This window comes from Luteimonas soli, assembly GCF_042648865.1.
GTDB lineage: Bacteria > Pseudomonadota > Gammaproteobacteria > Xanthomonadales > Xanthomonadaceae > Luteimonas > Luteimonas soli.
In genome coordinates this window covers 724,743-742,578 of record NZ_JBHRYA010000007.1, presented here as the reverse complement: position 1 = coordinate 742,578, position 17,836 = coordinate 724,743, and the positions used below count along the sequence as shown (strand labels likewise).

The 17,836-nt window shown below is 69.2% G+C and carries 16 protein-coding genes; 13 read left to right on the top strand and 3 right to left on the bottom strand.

Annotated features, from left to right (window positions below):
* Window positions 1-157 precede the first annotated feature (157 nt).
* The 5 genes from ACFONC_RS10710 to ACFONC_RS10690 all read left to right on the top strand — a co-directional run bounded on the left by ACFONC_RS10710 (window position 158) and on the right by ACFONC_RS10690 (window position 5,264).
* The gene (locus ACFONC_RS10710; RefSeq protein ID WP_386743918.1) at window positions 158-1,309 is read left to right on the top strand and encodes a hypothetical protein; all 1,152 of its coding nucleotides are present in this window, start codon (window positions 158-160) and stop codon (window positions 1,307-1,309) included.
* An 86-nt stretch (window positions 1,310-1,395) separates the two neighbouring features.
* Window positions 1,396-2,151: a carboxypeptidase-like regulatory domain-containing protein gene (locus tag ACFONC_RS10705; RefSeq protein WP_386743916.1), complete on the top strand. Its 756-nt coding sequence runs from the start codon at window positions 1,396-1,398 to the stop codon at window positions 2,149-2,151.
* 32 nt (window positions 2,152-2,183) lie between these two features.
* Entirely contained in the window at window positions 2,184-2,540 is a 357-nt protein-coding gene (locus ACFONC_RS10700) for a hypothetical protein (protein ID WP_386743914.1), read from the top strand.
* Window positions 2,541-2,553: 13 nt separating this feature from the next.
* Window positions 2,554-3,084, top strand: coding sequence for a hypothetical protein (locus ACFONC_RS10695; RefSeq protein WP_386743913.1), 531 nt, complete (start codon window positions 2,554-2,556; stop codon window positions 3,082-3,084).
* Between the two features lie 263 nt (window positions 3,085-3,347).
* Entirely contained in the window at window positions 3,348-5,264 is a 1,917-nt protein-coding gene (locus ACFONC_RS10690; protein WP_386743912.1) for a hypothetical protein, read from the top strand.
* 238 nt (window positions 5,265-5,502) lie between these two features.
* Here ACFONC_RS10690 and ACFONC_RS10685 read toward each other — a convergent pair whose 3' ends face one another.
* From ACFONC_RS10685 to groES, 3 genes are all read right to left on the bottom strand, one after another.
* Window positions 5,503-6,111 (bottom strand): DUF6445 family protein, encoded by a 609-nt coding sequence (locus tag ACFONC_RS10685; RefSeq protein ID WP_386743910.1) that lies wholly within the window; start codon window positions 6,109-6,111, stop codon window positions 5,503-5,505.
* A 127-nt stretch (window positions 6,112-6,238) separates the two neighbouring features.
* Entirely contained in the window at window positions 6,239-7,879 is a 1,641-nt protein-coding gene (gene groL / locus ACFONC_RS10680; protein WP_386743908.1) for a chaperonin GroEL, read from the bottom strand.
* A gap of 98 nt (window positions 7,880-7,977) precedes the next feature.
* On the bottom strand, window positions 7,978-8,265 hold the full coding sequence (gene groES / locus ACFONC_RS10675) for a co-chaperone GroES (RefSeq protein ID WP_386743907.1): 288 nt from the start codon (window positions 8,263-8,265) through the stop codon (window positions 7,978-7,980).
* Between the two features lie 275 nt (window positions 8,266-8,540).
* Between groES and ACFONC_RS10670 the strand changes: the two genes are divergently transcribed.
* The 8 genes from ACFONC_RS10670 to prmA all read left to right on the top strand — a co-directional run bounded on the left by ACFONC_RS10670 (window position 8,541) and on the right by prmA (window position 17,747).
* On the top strand, window positions 8,541-10,298 hold the full coding sequence (locus ACFONC_RS10670; protein WP_386743905.1) for an endonuclease: 1,758 nt from the start codon (window positions 8,541-8,543) through the stop codon (window positions 10,296-10,298).
* Between the two features lie 50 nt (window positions 10,299-10,348).
* The gene (gene cutA / locus ACFONC_RS10665) at window positions 10,349-10,690 is read left to right on the top strand and encodes a divalent-cation tolerance protein CutA (RefSeq protein ID WP_386743903.1); all 342 of its coding nucleotides are present in this window, start codon (window positions 10,349-10,351) and stop codon (window positions 10,688-10,690) included.
* Entirely contained in the window at window positions 10,690-13,245 is a 2,556-nt protein-coding gene (dsbD, locus tag ACFONC_RS10660; RefSeq protein WP_386743902.1) for a protein-disulfide reductase DsbD, read from the top strand. The genes cutA and dsbD overlap by 1 nt, the downstream gene beginning before the upstream one ends.
* Before the next feature lie 13 nt (window positions 13,246-13,258).
* Complete coding sequence (locus tag ACFONC_RS10655; RefSeq protein WP_386743900.1) at window positions 13,259-13,855, top strand: TlpA disulfide reductase family protein; 597 nt, start codon at window positions 13,259-13,261, stop codon at window positions 13,853-13,855.
* A 368-nt stretch (window positions 13,856-14,223) separates the two neighbouring features.
* Window positions 14,224-14,676, top strand: coding sequence for a type II 3-dehydroquinate dehydratase (gene aroQ / locus ACFONC_RS10650; protein WP_386743898.1), 453 nt, complete (start codon window positions 14,224-14,226; stop codon window positions 14,674-14,676).
* Window positions 14,677-14,766: 90 nt separating this feature from the next.
* Entirely contained in the window at window positions 14,767-15,249 is a 483-nt protein-coding gene (gene accB, locus ACFONC_RS10645) for an acetyl-CoA carboxylase biotin carboxyl carrier protein (RefSeq protein WP_386743896.1), read from the top strand.
* Window positions 15,250-15,259: 10 nt separating this feature from the next.
* Entirely contained in the window at window positions 15,260-16,627 is a 1,368-nt protein-coding gene (accC, locus tag ACFONC_RS10640; RefSeq protein WP_386743894.1) for an acetyl-CoA carboxylase biotin carboxylase subunit, read from the top strand.
* A gap of 181 nt (window positions 16,628-16,808) precedes the next feature.
* Window positions 16,809-17,747 (top strand): 50S ribosomal protein L11 methyltransferase, encoded by a 939-nt coding sequence (gene prmA, locus ACFONC_RS10635; RefSeq protein WP_386743892.1) that lies wholly within the window; start codon window positions 16,809-16,811, stop codon window positions 17,745-17,747.
* The last annotated feature ends 89 nt before the right edge of the window (window positions 17,748-17,836 follow it).

The following is a 17,836-nucleotide window of genomic DNA, read 5'->3' as shown; positions in this document are numbered from 1 at the left end:
GCGGGCGGCCGGGGGTGCGTTGCCGGGTACGCAGAGGCCGGTTCCCACCGGCAAGCCACTGTCAGTTTCCGGCCGCGGTTGTCGTGGATGAAGTGCCCGGACGCACCGGGCACGGCCGGGCCGCCGTTCGGCCTGCCCCTCCTCGGGTGGTTTCGACATGCAATCGTCTTCCCTTTTCGTTCCCGCGGCGCTGGCGTTCGCCCTGGCCGCCGCTTCTGCGCCCGCCGGCGCACAGTCCACGCAGGCCGACCTCTACATCGACGTCGCCACCCACGCCATGCCCGGGATGGGCGGACTCGGCGCGCTCGGCCGTTTCGCCGGCAACATGTCCGGCGGCAACGCCAGCTACGGCATGGCGCGGCATCCGGGCATGCCCGGCAAGTACATGGACGTCGCGCTCGACAACCGCAACAAGCCGGGTGCGCCGGCCAGCCAGGCGATCCCGAAGGGCCTGCGCCTGGGGGACGAAATCGACCTGCTGCCGCCTGAGCGCAAGGCGCGGGACGGGGGTGGCGCGGACAACGCAAGCACCAACATGGCGCTGGCCGACGGCGGCCCCTACACGATCCGCTACTACTGGGGCTGCGGCGAACAGGTACGCGCCGGCCAGCCGGCCACGTTCACCATGTCGGTCCGCAACGGCAAGCCCGTCAACAGCGGCCGCGCGATGACGCCGCGCAGCATTCCACAGCACGGCATCGACCCCGGCCCGCAGCACGTGCTGTGGCCGAATCCGTCCAGTCGCAAGTCGGTGTCATCGAAGGCGTCGCTGGTCGGCACGCACCACCTCAGCGGCGACGGCGTGCCGGGTTCGATGCAGTTCGACCTCGGCCGCGAGCACGACTTCCTGCCCGAACTCGAACTCGACCGCGAAACCACCGACCAGGGCACGCTGCTGAGCTGGAAGGGCGTCGACGGCGCCAACGCCTACTTCATCCACGCCACCGCGATGGACGGCGAGACGGTCGTGATGTGGAGCAGCGCGCAGGACGGTTACGCCGGCCCCGAGCTGGTCGACTACCTGCCTGAATCACTGGTCGCGCAGTGGACGAAGAAGCGCACCCTGCTGGGCGCCGACGCGCGCAGCTGCCGGATCCCGAGCGAGGTGTTCGCCGGCGGCGCACCGATGGTGCAGATGATCGCCTACGGCAACGAACGCACCATCGCCCAACCCGGCTGGCGCGTGCGCGTGCGCAACAAGTCCACCGCGATGCTGATGCCTTCGGGCGCCGCCGCAGCACCCCGCGCCACGCAGGAAAGCGCCAAACCCAGCGCCAAGGGCCTGCTGCGCGGCCTGTTCGGCCGCTGATCTCACGACCGGCGCCCGCGCCCAGCCGTCTCTCCCGATGGGGCCGGGTGTCGTGTGCCGGTCCCTTTACCCGAGCCCACACCGACATGAACAACACGAAGGTCTCCACGCTCTTCCTGGCAGCCCTGGCATTGCCGCTGCTGTCCGCCTGCGAAGAAAGCCGCGGCACCGAAGCGGCCAGGGCGGAAGGCGGCTACGCCACCGGCACCGTCGTCGACACCCGCGGCAAGCCGATCGCCGGCGCCAAGGTCCTGCTCGACAACTCGGTGTTCTACGCCTCCTACATCCACGGCTCGACCGGCGACGACGGCCGCTACCGCATCCGCGTGCAGCCCGGCGCGTGGCGGGCGCACGCCACCTTCACGAAGCAATACAACGGGCGCACCTACACCCTCGAACTGCATCCCGACGCGATCGATTCCTTCGACCAGGACGGCGCCGTGCGCAACTTCACCTGGCAGTTGGAGGGGCGCGGGCCGGTGAACGACTACAGCTACTACGGCGGCTTCATCCAGCTCAGCGCGGCGGTCGGCTTCTACGAAGACTTCAACGACGTCGAACTGGTCCTGACGCCCGACGGGCCGCTGATCGACGGTTCACCGGGAAAACAGCTGCGGTTGCGCCTCAAGGACCACTACTGGCGCGACTACTACCAGGTCGAGGACATCCCGATCGGCCGCTACACGGTCACCGCGACGATCGAGACCGACGGACAGCCCCGTCCGCTGCGGATCCAGGACTGGCACGAGGAAGGCGAGTTCGTGCCGGCGTTCCAACTCGACTTCCTGCCCGAATCCAGCGGCAGTCCAGGCGCCAAGGCATCGATCGTCATCGGCGACTGACCCCAACACCCATCCTTCCGGAGCATCACACCATGCCACTGCACGCCATTACCCGCTTCACCGGCCTGTCCATGCTTTGCCTGGCGCTCGGCGCCTGCACCATCGACACCAATCCCGATTCCGCCCGTGTCGACTGCGGCACGCCCGGCGCGCACGGCGTCGACTGCGAGGTCAAGCGCACCGGCGGCGACGGCGGCTTCGAAGCCTGCTGGGACCTGGTCATCAGCTGCCAGAACGGCGGCGAGATGACCGGCTCGGCCTGCCACGACGTGGCCGCTGGCGCGAACGAAGGCACCGAAAACATGCCCGTTGCCGCCTTCTCCGGCCAGGACAGCTGCGACGTGCCCGCCTCGGGCGCGGTCCAGCAGTTGAAGGTCACGTCGAAATGACGCGCGCCGAGTCATGACCCGGGCATCGATCCGCCCGCCCGCCGCCTTCCCGCGTTGGGAGGCCTCCGGCTGCGAGGACGCGGCGGACCACGCCCGGACCAACGCCTGCACTCCCGCGAACCACCGCTGGCTGGCCGGTCTCGGCGCCGCCTGCCTGGCCCTGGCCGCGGCCGGCTGCGAAGCACCCGAGCACGCCGCAGTGGTGAAGTGCACGGCGCGCAACGTGGCCGATGTCGCCGCGGAGAAGGATTGCACGGTCACCATCGCGAAGTTCGACCACCGGACTTCCGCCAGCATCAAGGCCAACACCCGGCGACGCCACGCCTTCGTGCGCGGGCACTTCACCGTGCGGCAGGGCACGGTGCGGATCGAACTGCGCGGCAGTACCGGCACCGAAGCGGAAACCGTCGTCACCGCCGGCGCCCCCGGCACGCTGGAAGGCACCTTGCGCCTGAACCGGCAGAGGAACGACTTCCACCTGCTCTTCGAACCGGAAGGCGAAGCGGTCGGCCTTGCGGGCGACGTGTTCTACGAAGCCCGCTGAGCCGGGCGAACGCGCCGGCGGGACATCCCCTGCGGCTTGTCATGCCTTTGGGGTTGCAGGGCACTGCGGCGCAGAGGTGTCAGTTCCCGCCGCCGCTTCGCGTGGTTGAAGGGTCCGGCACTGCCGGCCGGTCACCGGCACGGCAACCGCCGGCCATTTCCCGCCACCGGGTCTCCTTCCAACGGCACCTCGTCGCCGTGCCGGAGGCCCGTGGCGGCAATCCCCTTCAAGTGAATGACGTTCATCCAACACGGAGAGAGATCATGCAGCACCCCACCATCCCCCACACCCTCAAGCTCGTCCCGCTTGCCCTCGCCCTTGGCCTGGCCATCGCGCTTCCGGCCAAGGCCGATCCCGCCGGCCCGGGCTGCTGGGTACGCGACACCACGACCGGCGAGTGGACGCAGGACACCACGGACACGACCAACCGTACCGAAGGCAGCGAGCACGGCGACAGCAACAGCACCTGCTTCGCCGACGCCAGTGCGTATGGTGAAGGCAACAACGCCAGCGGCGGCCAGAGCAGCGCGATTGGCAATGACAATATCGCCCGGGGCGACCACAGCAGTGCTTTTGGCTGGGGCAACACGGTCAGCGGTGACGGCGAAGCCAGCGCCTTCGGCGCACGCAACACCGTGGACGGCAGCAGCAGCAGCGCGTTTGGCCGCAGCAATACGGTGACTGGCGGTTCCAGCACCGCCTTTGGCTACAGCAACGAGGTGACTGGCGATCAGAGCGCCGCCTTTGGCCAGAACAACGTCAGCGCCGGCAACGGCGCCTCGGCGTTCGGCAAAGGCAACGAAGCAAGCGGCACCAGCGCTGGCGCCTTCGGCTCGGGCAACAACGCCAGTGGCAGCAGCAGCTCGGCGTTCGGCAGAAGCAACATCGCCAGCGGTGAACTTTCCAGCGCCGTCGGTTTCAGCAATGAGGCGTCCGGCGAACGCAGCAATGCATTCGGCCGGCTCAACGAGGCCAGCGGTACCGATGCCACGGCCTTCGGCTACACCAATATCTCCTCGGGCTCCAGCAGCAATGCATTCGGTATCGGCAACATCGCCAGTGGCAACCAGGCCAGCGCCTTCGGCAACCGCTCGACCGCCGCGGGAACGTACAGCCTGGCGCTCGGGTACGAGGCCAATGCCGCCGTGGCCGACGCCATTGCCATTGGCAGGGACGCCGAAGTGCTGGCCGCCTACGGCGTTGCGATCGGCACGAACAGCGTGGTCGCCGTCGATGCCACCAACGCGGTCGCGCTGGGCGAAGGATCGGTCGCGACCGAGGCCGACACGGTTTCGATCGGCGACACCGACAACGAGCGCCGCCTGGTCCACGTGGCCGCCGGCACCGCCGCCACCGACGCGGTCAACGTGTCGCAGCTGTCCGACATGGGCAGCACCGTGGCGTCGTACTTCGGCGGCGGCGCAGCCTACGCCGCCGGCGCGTGGACGGCGCCGGTGTACGTGATCCAGGGAGCCAGCCACGGCAACGTCGGCGATGCGTTCACGGCGGTGGACGATGCGCTGTCCACGCTCGACACCCGCGTCACCGACCTGGAAGCTGCGCCCGGCGGCGGCACGCCCGGTCCCCAGGGTCCGGCTGGCCCGCAGGGTCCGCAGGGCCCGGCCGGCCCGCAGGGCCCCCAAGGCCCGGCCGGCAGCGGCCTGGACGGCCTGAACGAGGACGAGGTGCGCGGGATCGCCACCGAGATCTCCGGCGCCGGCGACGCCGACACCCTCGACGATGCCACCGCCTACACTGACGGCCGCGAAGACGCGATCCGCGACGACATGGCCACCGGCGACACCAACACGCTCAACCAGGCCAACGAGTACACCGACATCGCGATCCAGCAGCTGATCGGCTTCGATGCCAGCGAGCTTGAAGGTCGCGTCAGCGCGCTCGAGGACCGTTTCGACGACGTCGACCGCCGCCTGCACCAGCAGGACCGCCGCATCGACCGCATGGGCGCGATGAGCGCGGCGATGCTCAACATGGCGATCAACGCCGCCGGCACCCAGAGCGAACGCGGCCGCATCGCCATCGGCGCCGGCTTCCAGGGCGGCGAACGCGGCCTGTCTGTCGGCTATGGCAAGCGCATCGGCCGCGCCTCGTTCTCGCTGGGCGGCGCGTTCAGCGGCAGCGACCGCTCGGTCGGCGCGGGTTTCGGCATCGACCTGTAAGCCAACCCAAGGGCGTAGAGAGGGCCGTGTCGTCATCCCCGCGAAAGCGGGGATCCAGCTACTTGCATCGTTGAAAACAAAGACGCTGGGTTCCCGCTCTTTCGCGGGAATGACGATACGGGCTGCTATGGCCCGGACCTTCGGCAGGCACTGGCACTCCCCGGCTTCGGCCGGGGAGTTTTCATTTCCGGAATCGCCGCGCTGTGGACAGCCGCAGCGGCACGATGCACAACGGGACTCAGCCCGCGGCGAAGAACATCAGGTACACCAGCCGCCCGTTCTCCATGCGGTCGCCGAACGCCGGCCCCGCCGTGTGCCACAGCCACGGCCGCAGCAGCACCAGCCGGTTGAAGCGCATCGGCACGCGCATGGTCATTTCCCACTTCGAGTCGTCGGTGCCGTCGCGGTTGATGACCTCGCCGAACATTTCCTTGCGCGACGCGTAACCCATCGCCGCCAGCTCCTCGTCGTCGTACGGAGCGCGCTCGGTGTTGGTCGGGATGTGGCGGAAGAACTCCGTGCCGCCCTGGCAATCCTCGGGCCGGCTCAGGTACAGGATCCCCGACCAATGCGAGGAATCCACGTGCACTTTCGCCCGGCCCACGTCGCTGGCCAGCGTGATCCGGAACTTCGCATGCGACTGCGTCGGCGGCATCGGCTTGAGCGGCTCGCCGACGATCCGCGACACCGCCTCCGTCAACCCGCCGATCTCCATCCGCTCCACCGAGTTGCGCCCCGGGAACGCGCCCTGCTGCTCGGGATAGGTCAACCCGAGCGCCGCCTCGCGCAGCCCCTGCGCATCCGCGGGGCCGAGGAAGTCGTCGACGATGATCAGTGAGGTTGGCATGGGCGCGCAGCCTAGCCCCGTGGACGGCCTTGCTCAAGCCACACCACGACGATGTCCCTTGCGCACAAACAAAAACCCCGCCTCGCGGCGGGGTTTTCGTTGTTGCGATTGCAGCGGTTGGCGTGGATCAGAAACCCATGCCGCCCATGTCGCCCATGCCGCCGCCCGGCGGCATCGCCGGCTCTTCCTTCTTCGGCAGCTCGGCCACCATGGCTTCGGTGGTGATCATCAGGCCGGCGATCGAGGCTGCGTTCTGCAGCGCCGAGCGGGTGACCTTGGTCGGGTCGAGGATGCCGAACTCGATCATGTCGCCGTACTCGCCGGTCGCGGCGTTGTAGCCGTAGTTGCCCTTGCCGTCCTTGACCGCGTTGAGGACCACGCTCGGCTCTTCGCCGCAGTTGGCGACGATCTCGCGCAGCGGGGCTTCCATTGCGCGCAGGGCGATGACGATGCCGTGGTTCTGGTCTTCGTTGGCGCCCTTGATCTCGCCGATCGCCTGCAGCGCGCGCACCAGGGCGACGCCGCCGCCCGGGACCACGCCTTCTTCGACGGCTGCGCGCGTGGCGTGCAGGGCGTCTTCGACGCGGGCCTTCTTTTCCTTCATCTCGATCTCGGTCGAGGCGCCGACCTTGATCACCGCCACGCCGCCGGCCAGCTTGGCCACGCGCTCCTGCAGCTTTTCGCGGTCGTAGTCCGAAGAGGTCTCTTCGATCTGCGCCTTGATCTGCTTGATGCGGCCTTCGATGCCGGAGGTGTCGCCGGCGCCGTCGATGATGGTGGTGTTCTCCTTCGAGACCTGGATCTTCTTGGCGCGGCCGAGGTCCTTGATCGTCGCCTTCTCGAGCGACAGGCCCACTTCCTCGCTGATCACGGTGCCGCCGGTGAGGATCGCCATGTCCTCGAGCATCGCCTTGCGGCGGTCGCCGAAGCCCGGGGCCTTCACGGCGCAGACCTTGACGATGCCGCGGATGGTGTTGACCACCAGGGTCGCCAGGGCTTCGCCTTCAACCTCTTCCGCCACGATCAGCAGCGGCTTGCCGGCCTTGGCCACGCCTTCGAGCACGGGCAGCAGGTCGCGGACGTTGGAGATCTTCTTGTCGTGCAGCAGGATGAAGGGATCATCCAGCTCGGCCGACATCGACTGCTGGTTGTTGATGAAGTACGGCGACAGGTAGCCGCGGTCGAACTGCATGCCTTCGACGACGTCGAGTTCGTTGTCCAGGCCCGAGCCCTCTTCAACGGTGATCACGCCTTCCTTGCCGACCTTCTTCATCGCGTCGGCGATGATGTCGCCGATCGAGGCGTCGGAGTTGGCCGAGATCGTGCCGACCTGGGCGATGGCCTTGTCGTCGGCGGTGGGCTTGGAGAGCTTCTTGAGCTCGTCGACGGCGGCCTTGACGGCCTGGTCGATGCCGCGCTTGAGGTCCATCGGGTTCATGCCGGCGGCGACCGCCTTGGAACCTTCGCGGATGAAGGCCTGCGCCAGCACGGTGGCGGTGGTGGTGCCGTCGCCGGCGTTGTCGGAAGTCTTGGAAGCAACTTCCTTCACCATCTGCGCGCCCATGTTCTCGAACTTGTCGGCCAGCTCGATCTCCTTGGCGACGGACACGCCGTCCTTGGTGATCGTCGGGGCGCCATAGCTCTTGTCGAGCACGACGTTGCGGCCCTTCGGGCCGAGGGTTGCCTTGACGGCGTTGGCGAGGGTGTTGACGCCGCGCACCATCTTTGCGCGCGCGTCTTCACCGAAGCGGATTTCTTTTGCGGACATGTTGAAACTCCGGGATTGGGAATTCGAGTCGTAGGGCGGGTCTTGACCCGCCACTGGAATGAGCGATTGCGCGATGGCGGGTCGAGACCCGCCCTACATCAGGCGAGAACCGCCAGGATGTCGTCCTCGCGCACGATCTTGTATTCGACGCCTTCGAGCTTGTAGGCGCTGCCCGAGTACTGGCCGTAGATGACCTTGTCGCCGACCTTGACCTTGGGGGCGCGCAGCTGGCCGTTGTCCAGCGCCTTGCCTTCGCCGACGGCGACCACTTCGCCCTTGGTCGGCTTTTCCTTGGCGTTGTCGGGGATGACGATGCCGCCGGCGGAGACTTCGTCGGCTTCGATCGGCTTGACGACCACGCGGTCGTAGAGCGGCTTGAGATTCATTGCAACCCTCGCAAGTGATTGATTAGTTTGAGAAAACAGGTAGAACGGGGCGCGGATTCTAGCAGTCGCGCAAGGCGAGTGCCAAACCAGCGGACGAGAAAACCCGGCAGGCCGGGGATGCACCGGAGATGGGGCGGGCTGCGGACCTTTCAAGGCCGCCGGCGGAAAATTTCCGGCGCAGGCACCCACCCTCGTCCGGTGGATAGGGTTGGCCCCGGATTGTGGCGGCGGGGACGGGTGGAGACGATGGCCGGATCGTCCCTCCGGAGCACGCCATGGCCCTCGCGCACCTCCGCCTCGCCCGCCTACTCGCCGGCACGCTGCTGCTGGCCTGCGGCAGCGCCCCGGCCGCGGTCTTCGTCAACGAGCTGCACTACGACAACGCCGGTGGCGACAGCGGGGAGCGGATCGAGATTGTCGCCACCGACGGCGAGAGCCTGGCCGGCTACCGGATCCACCTGTACAGCGGCGGCAGCTCGCCCGGCAGCGCAGGCACCTACGGCAGCGCGGCGGTGCCCGGCGGCAGCACCACGAGCTGCGGCGGCAGCGTGCGGATCGCCACGGTGGTGCGCAGCGGCCTGCAGAACGGCCCCAACGACGCCATCGCCCTGGTCGACGCCAGCGGTCAGGTGGTGCAGTTCCTCGGCTACGAAGGCAGCGTCACCGCGGCCAGCGGCCCGGCCGCCGGCCTGACCAGCGACAGCCTGCCGGTGGCCGAAAACGGCAGCACGCCCGCCGGGACCTCGCTGCAGTTGCGCGGCTCGGGCAGCGGCTACGACGACTTCAGCTGGGCGGGTTCGTCGGCGGACAGCTTCGGCGCCTGCAACGATGGCCAGAGCTTCAGCGGCGGCAACCCGGCGCCGATCCTGGTGTCGACCACGCCCGCCGATGGCGCCACCGGCTTCCCGGCCGCGGGCGACCTGGAAGTGGTGTTCAACGAAGTGGTGAGCGCTGCCAACGGCGCCTTCGCGCTGACGTGCGACGTGTCCGGCAACGTGCCGCTGACGCATCCGGCCTCGGGCGCGGGCTTCGTGCTGTCCACCAATACCGCGCTGCACGGCGGCGAGCACTGCGTGCTGTCGATCGACGCTGCAAAGCTCACCGACGCCGGCGGCGCGCATCCGGGCACCGGTGCGTCGATCGGCTTCGACGTCGCCAAAGGCGGCGGTGGCGACGGGGACGACGACTACTACTCGCGCGTCAACGCCAGCAGCCCGGGCCAGCTGCGCTGCTCGCTGCACGAAACGATCCGCGGCCACACCGTGTATCCGTACAGCGGCAGTGGCACCAGCACGTGGACGATCCTGGAGATCGCCGACGAGGACCCGGACAACGCCGGCCGCGTCATCGACGCCTATCGCAACCGCAGCTACGCCAAGGGCAGCGACCGTGCGGGTACCGGCTCTGGGCTCACCTACAACCGCGAGCACACCTGGCCCAACTCGCTGGGCTTCGGCAGCCGGACCGGCGACAGGGGCCTGCCCAACGCGCCCTACACCGACACCCACATGCTCTATCTCGCGGACACGGGCTACAACAGCGATCGCGGCAACAAGCCCAACGCCGACTGCCCGGCGTCGGCCAACTGCGGCGCGCGCGCCACCGAGGCCAACGGCGGCCGCGGCGGCGGCAGCGGCGCGGGCGACTCGAACTGGGTGAAGGGCCCGGACGGCAACGGCGGCTCCTTCGAGCCCTGGGACGCGCGCAAGGGCGACATGGCGCGCGCGGTGATGTACATGGCGATCCGCTACGAGGGCGGGCAGGACGCTGCTACCGGGCAGTCCGAGCCCGACCTCGAACTCACCGACAACCGCAGCCTGATCGTGAAGACCTCGGGCTCGCCGGCCTACATGGGCCTGCTGTCCACCCTGCTCGCCTGGCACCAGGCCGATCCGCCTGACGCCGCCGAAGCCGCGCGCAACGAGGTGGTCTACAGCTTCCAGGGCAACCGCAATCCCTTCATCGACCATCCCGAATGGGCGACGCAGGCGCTGTTCGAGTCCTCGTCGCCGGCAACCTGCCAGTTGAACTGACCGCCGGCGGCGAGGAGCCCGCCCGCGCACGGCCCCGTACAATCAGGGCCATGCCGCAAGTCGTCCTCGCGTTCTGCACCTGCCCCGACGCCGCCACCGCCTCGCGCATCGCCGATGCGCTGGTCGGCGAGCGGCTGGCCGCCTGCGTGAGCGTGCTGCCCGGCGTGCAGTCGGTCTACCGCTGGCAGGGTGGGATCGAGCGCGCCGACGAGGTGCAACTGCTGGCCAAGACCACGGCCACGCGGATGCCCGCACTGGCTGAACGTATCGTCGCACTGCATCCGTACGAACTCCCGGAAGTGGTTGCGGTCGAAGCCGCCGCCGGACTGCCGGCCTACCTGGAATGGATTTCCGCCCAGGTCGCGCCGAACCCCGGCGGACAGGAGCCCTGATGTCGAAGCCGTTCTTCCCCCGCTGGCCGCGGATCGCCGCCGCCCTCGCCCTTTGCCTTGCCTGTGTGTCGCCCGCGCTGGCGGCGATCTACGAGGACGACCTGCTGCCGGTCGACCAGGCCTTCGTGCTGACCGCGAAGGCGACCTCGGCCGACCGCATCGCGCTGGAGTGGAAGATCGCCGACGGCTACTACCTGTACCGGCACCGCACCAAGGCCGTTGCCGGCGACGGCAGCCGCCTGGGCGAACTGGACCTGCCCCGCGGCGAGCCGCACGAGGACGAGTTCTTCGGTCACGTCGAAACCTTCCGCCAGCGCCTGGCCGGCAGCGTGCCGGTGCAGGCCGCCGACGGCGGCAAGGTCACGCTGAAGGTCAGCTACCAGGGCTGCGCGGACATCGGCGTGTGCTATCCGCCGCAGACGCGGACGCTGGCGGTGGCGATGCCGGCTGGCGCCGCAGGTGCAGGAGCGGCGGCAACAGGAGATGCCGGCTTCGCTGCATTGGGTCAGTCGCTCGGCCAACCGCGCGGCACGGGCCTCGCCGGCGCGGCCGCGGGCCGCGACGCGCAGCCGCTGCCGCCCGAGCAGGCTTTCGGCTTCGACGCCATCGCCGACGGCGGCAACGCGCTGCTGCTGCGCTTCACCCCGGCGCCGGGCTATTACCTGTATCGCGACAACACCACGCTGCAGCTGGCCGCCGACGGCATCACGCTGGACAAGCCGCGCTGGCCGCAGGGCACGTCGTACCACGACGAACACTTCGGCGACGTGGTTGTGTATTTCGACCAGGTCGAGGTGCCGGTGCCGCTGCGGCGCACGAAGACGCAGCCGCAGAAGGTCACCCTGACCGCGACCTTCCAGGGCTGCCAGGACGAGGGGATCTGCTATCCGCCGATGACACGGACGGCGCGGATTGCACTGCCGGCGGGGGATGCAACTGTCGCGGCGGCGGATGGGAAACCCATCCCCACCCCAGCCCGTCCGGCCCTCGGGCATAGCCCTCGGGCGCTCGATCAGGCGCGGACCAGTGGTCCGCAAACGCCTGCTCTCGCCCCCTTGAAGGGGAGGGAGCTTGATCCGGTGGGTTCAGATGCCGCTGTCACCGCAGCCCCAGATTTGAAGCCCTCCCCTTCAAGGGGAGGGTTGGGTGGGGATGGGTTTCCCGCCGACAACGACGCAACGCCCGGCGCCAACGCGACAGATCAAAAGATCGCGGCCGAAGCCGCTCCCACGGGGATTGCCAACCCCGACGCCGAACTCGCCGAAGACACCCGCCTCGCCGCCGCGCTCACCGGCTCCGGCCGCTGGCTGACCTTGCTGTGGTTCTTCCTCGGCGGCCTCGGCCTTGCGTTCACGCCCTGCGTGCTGCCGATGATCCCGATCCTGTCGGGCCTGATTGCCGGCGCCGGGACGCGCATCGGCACGCGGCGGGCGCTGTGGCTGTCGTTCGTCTACGTGCTGGCCAATGCGCTGGTATTCACCGTCGCCGGCATCGTCGCCGGGCTGGTGGGCGCGAACCTGCAGGTCGCGTTCCAGGTGCCGTGGGTGATCGCGCTGTTCGCGCTGCTGTTCGTGGCGCTGGCGCTGTCCTCGTTCGGGCTGTACGAGCTGCAGCTGCCGGCGGCGCTGCGGTCGAAGCTGGGCCGGGTGAGCGATCGCCAGCGCGGTGGTTCGCTGGCCGGGGTGGCGGCGATGGGCGCGCTGTCGGCGCTGATCGTCGGCCCCTGCGTGGCGCCGCCGCTGGCGGCTGCGGTGCTGTACATCGGACAGAGCCAGGATCCGGCGTTCGGCGGGCTGGCGCTGTTCCTGCTGGCGATGGGCATGGGCCTGCCGCTGCTGGCCTTCGGCGCGGCGGCCGGGCGCGGAATGCCGACCAGCGGGCCGTGGATGACCGGCGTGCAGCGCGCGTTCGGCTTCGTGTTCCTGGCGCTGGCGGTGTGGATGCTGTCGCGGATCGTGCCCGGGCCGCTGACGCTGGCGCTGTACGGTGTGCTCGCGCTGGCCGCGGCGGCGTGGGCGTGGGGCGGCGCGCGCAGCGACAGCGCGCGGCTGCGCTGGTTCGCGCGCTTCGCCGGGCTGCTGCTGGCGGTGGTCGGCACGGCCGAACTGTTCGGCGCGCTGGCCGGCAGCCGCAACCCGCTGCAGCCGCTGGCTGGTTTCGGCGGCGGGCAGGCGCAGGCGGAGCTCGCGTTCCGCATGATCAAGTCCAGCGAGGACCTCGATCGCGAACTGGCCGCCGCGCAGGCCGCGGGCAAGCCGCTGCTGTTCGACTTCTATGCCGACTGGTGCGTGTCGTGCAAGGAGATGGAGGCCTACACGTTCACCGACCCGGCGGTGCAGGCGGCACTGGCGGACTTCGTCCTGCTCAAGGCCGATGTCACCGCCAACGACGAAGTCGACCAGGCGCTGATGCAGCGCTTCGGCATCATCGGCCCGCCGGCGACGCTGTTCTTCAACGGCTCGGCCGACGAGCGCCGCGGGCTGCGGCTGGTCGGTTTCGAGAAGGCCGCGCCGTTCGCCGAACGCGTGCAACGTGCCGCGGCCGGGGCGCCGTGATGGGCGCGCGGCCATGAAGTCGGGCGCGAAGATCGTGCTGGTCGCGCTGGCCGCCGGCGCGCTGGGCGTCGTCGCCAGCATCGTGACGAACGGCCCCGGACCGCTGCTGGGCACCGAGGCCGGGCAGCGCGTGGTGCAGGAAGCCTACAAGGCCGCCGCGCCGGAGCCGCCGGCGGGCGTGACGGTCGCCGACCGCGGCGACAGGATTCCGTCGTTCACCGTGCCCGGGCTGGACGGCACGCCGGTCGACGTTTCCACCGCCTGGGCCGGCAAGCCAATGCTGATCAACATCTGGGCCAGCTGGTGCGGCCCGTGCATCGAGGAGATGCCGGAACTGCAGCGATTCCACGCCGAACAGGGCACGAACGGCGTGCAGGTGGTCGGCATCGCACTGGACGACGTGGACGCTGTGCGGGACTTCCTGCAGCGGGTGCCGGTCGACTACCCGATCCTGGTCGACGCCGCCGGCCCGGCCGACGCAGGCGTGCGGCTGGGCAATCCCAAGGGCGTGCTGCCCTACTCGGTACTGGTGTCCGCCGACGGCGTGCTGCTCAAGCAGCGCATCGGACCGTTCGAGCATGGGGAAATCGACGGCTGGGCCAAGCCCTGATCCAGGGGCCCGGGATTCGGGATTCGGGATTCGGGATTCGGGATTCGGGATTCGGGATTCGGGATTCGGGATTCGGGATTCGGGATTCGGGATTCGGGATTCGGGATTCGGGATTCGGGATTCGGGATTCGGGATTCGGGAAAGGCTCTTGCCTTTGCCCCCTTTGAAAAAGGGGGTATGGGGGATTTGCTTTTCGGCGCCTGCCGCAACCGTCAAAAGCCCGCGACTTCCGCCAATCCTGCAAAACGCCTGCCCGGCCCCAAAACTCAAACAAGCGATTAAATCGCCCTGATTTGGCGAAACTTCGGCGATCTGGACAGCATCGCCCGCTTCGCGCAGACTGGCCGCCCGTTTCGCCCCGGCGTCCCATGGCCAAGCTGCTGGTCCTGCACGGTCCCAACCTCAACCTGCTCGGCACGCGCGAGCCGGAGGTCTATGGCCGCACCACGCTCGACGAGATCGACGCCGACCTGGCCGCGCGCGCGCTGGAAAAGGGCCACGAGTTGTCCAGCTTCCAGTCCAACGCCGAGCACGCCCTGGTCGAGCGCGTCCAGGCCGCCCGCGACGACGGCACCGATTTCATCCTGGTCAACCCGGCCGGCCTGACCCATACCTCGGTCTCCCTGCGCGATGCGCTGGCAGCCGTCGCCATCCCCTTCATCGAGGTCCACCTGTCCAACCCGCACGCGCGCGAGCCGTTCCGCCGCCAGAGCTACTTCAGCGACCTGGCCGTGGGCGTGGTCTGCGGCTTCGGCGCGCTGGGCTACGGGCTGGCGCTGATCGCCGCGACCCGGCAGCTCGAAGGCAGGGCGCCCGCATGAGCCACGCCCGCGGCGGCTGACGCGCCGGCACCCCGACAAACTTCCGCCCGCCCCGCGCGGGCGCACCACGACAAACCACAAGAGGCCTTCATGGACCTGCGCAAGATCAAGAAGCTCATCGACCTGCTCGAGGAATCCAACCTCGCCGAAATCGAGATCAAGGAAGGCGAGGAGTCCGTGCGCCTGGCCCGCACGCCGTCCGGCGGCGCGCCGATGGCCTACGCGCCCGCGCCGGCTTATGCCGACGCCCCGCGCGCGCAGCAGCCGATGCCGATGCAGTCCCCGGTCGACGCCGCCACCGGCGGCCGCCCGGCCGACGCAGGCCCCGCCCTGCCCGACGGCCACGTCGTGCGCGCGCCGATGGTCGGCACCTACTACGCCTCGCCCGCGCCGGACAAACCGGCGTTCGTGACGGTCGGCCAGCAGGTCAAGGCCGGCGAGACGCTAGGCATCATCGAGGCGATGAAGATGTTCAACCCGATCGAGGCCGACGTCGCCGGCACCGTGCTCGCGATCCAGTGCGAAAGCGGGCAGCCGGTGGAGTTCGACCAGCCGCTGTTCGTGATCGGCTGAGGCGGCCGCGATGCTGGACAAAGTCGTCATCGCCAACCGCGGCGAGATCGCGCTGCGCATCCTGCGCGCGTGCCACGCCCTGGGCATCCGCACGGTCGCGGTGCATTCCACCGTCGACCGCAACCTCAAGCACGTGGCGATGGCCGACGAGTCGGTGTGCATCGGTCCGGCGCCGTCGACCGAGAGCTACCTCAACATGGCCTCGATCATCGCCGCGGCCGAGGTCACCGACGCGCAGGCCATCCACCCGGGCTACGGCTTCCTCAGCGAGAACGCGGACTTCGCCGAGCGCGTGGAGCAGTCCGGTTTCGTGTTCATCGGGCCGAAGGCCGAGACCATCCGCCTGATGGGCGACAAGGTCGAAGCGATCCGCGCGATGAAGGCCGCGGGCGTGCCCTGCGTGCCGGGCAGCGGCGGGCCGCTGGGCGATGACAACGACGCCAACCTCGCGATCGGTCGCGAGATCGGCTATCCGGTGATCGTCAAGGCCGCCGGCGGCGGCGGCGGTCGCGGCATGCGCGTGGTCCACACCGAAGCCGCGCTCAACAACGCCATCGCCACCACCAAGTCGGAAGCCAAGGCCGCGTTCGGCAACGACATGGTGTACATGGAGAAGTTCCTCGAAAACCCGCGCCACGTCGAGATCCAGGTGCTGGCCGACGGCCAGGGCAACGCCATCCACCTGGGCGAACGCGACTGCTCGATGCAGCGCCGCCACCAGAAGGTGGTCGAGGAAGCGCCTGCACCCGGCATCACCGACGAACAGCGCGCCGAAATCGGCAGGGTCTGCACCGAGGCCTGCGTGCGCATCGGCTATCGCGGCGCGGGCACGTTCGAATTCCTGTACGAGAACGGCCGCTTCTACTTCATCGAGATGAACACCCGCGTGCAGGTCGAACATCCGGTCACCGAGATGGTCACCGGCATCGACCTGGTGCGCGAGCAGCTGCTGGTCGCCGCCGGGCAGAAGCTGACGATCAGGCAAAGCGACGTGGTGCTGCGCGGCCACGCGATCGAGTGCCGCATCAACGCCGAGGACCCGGAAACCTTCATGCCCTCGCCCGGCCTGATCCAGCACTTCCACGCCCCAGGCGGCCCCGGCGTGCGCGTGGATTCGCACATCTACGAAGGCTATCGCGTGCCGCCCAACTACGACTCGATGATCGGCAAGCTGATCGTCCACGGCTCCGACCGCGACACCGCCATCGCCCGCATGCGCGTGGCGCTGAGCGAAATGGTCGTCGACGGCATCAAGACCAACATCCCGCTGCAGCAGCGCATCCTCGCCGACGGCGGCTTCGGCGCCGGCGGGCAGAACATCCATTACCTCGAAAAGCGCCTGGCCGAGCGCAAGGACAAGGCGCTGTCGATCGGGTGACGAACTCTGCTCCCTCCCCTGCGAAGGCAGGGGAGGGTTGGGGAGGGGTGCCTTTTGGATCATCGCGAACCGTGGGCACCCCCTCCCAACCTCCCCCTGCCTTCGCAGGGGGAGGAGCCAAGCGGAAGCTCGCGGCTGAAGCCGCTCCTGCAAAACACGGCAATCGAACGTTCTCGCATCCATGCCCTTCCTCGAACTCACCGTCCCTTGCCGCGAATCCGAGCAGCCGCGCTACGAGCACGCGCTGGAGGACGTCGGTGCGCTGGCGGTGACGATGCTCGACGCCAATGCGGACACCGACAACGAGCACGCGATCCTCGAACCGGGCGTCGGGCAGACGCCGCTCTGGGATGCGATCACCTTGACCGCGTTGTTCCCGCATGATGCCGACGCGCTGGGGCTGCTCGCGGCACTCGAAGCCTTCGACCCGGCGCTGGACTGGTCTCAGGCGGCGTTCCGCAACGTCGAAGACCAGGACTGGGAGCGCGCGTGGATGGACCAGTACGCGCCGCTGCGGTTCGGCGCGCGCACCTGGATCGTGCCGTGGGACCATGAACTGCCCGCCGAAGCCGATGCGTCCGGCGCGGCGGTGGTGCGGCTCGACCCGGGCCTGGCGTTCGGCTCCGGCACGCACCCGACCACGTCGCTGTGCCTGCAGTGGCTCGACGCGCTGGCCGCGCGCGGCGAACTGCAGGGCCGCGAAGTGCTGGATTTCGGCTGCGGCAGCGGCATCCTCGCGCTGGCGGCACTCAAGCTAGGCGCCACGCGCGCGGTCGGCGTCGACAACGATCCGCAGGCGCTGCTGGCCACGCGAGACAATGCCGATCGCAACGGCGTCGGCGATGCGCTGGTGGTTTTCCTGCCGGACGACGAAGCGCCCGCGACGTATCCGGTCGTGGTCGCCAACATCCTCGCGTCCGCACTCGATGCACTGGCCGACACCCTCGCCGCGCGCGTCGCGCCGGGCGGGCGGATCGCGCTGTCGGGCATTCTCGACGGCCAGCAGGCGCCGCTGCTGCAGCGTTACGCGGCATGGTTCGACGACCTGCAAGTTGCGACCGAAGGCGACTGGGTCCGCATCGACGGCGTGCGCCGCGCGCAGAGCCTGCCCCGGACTTGATCCGGGGTCGGGGCTATGCCCCCGACGCCCCGGAATCCGTAGCGCCCGAAACCACTCCATGCGGATGCTTCACGCACACCGGCACGAAC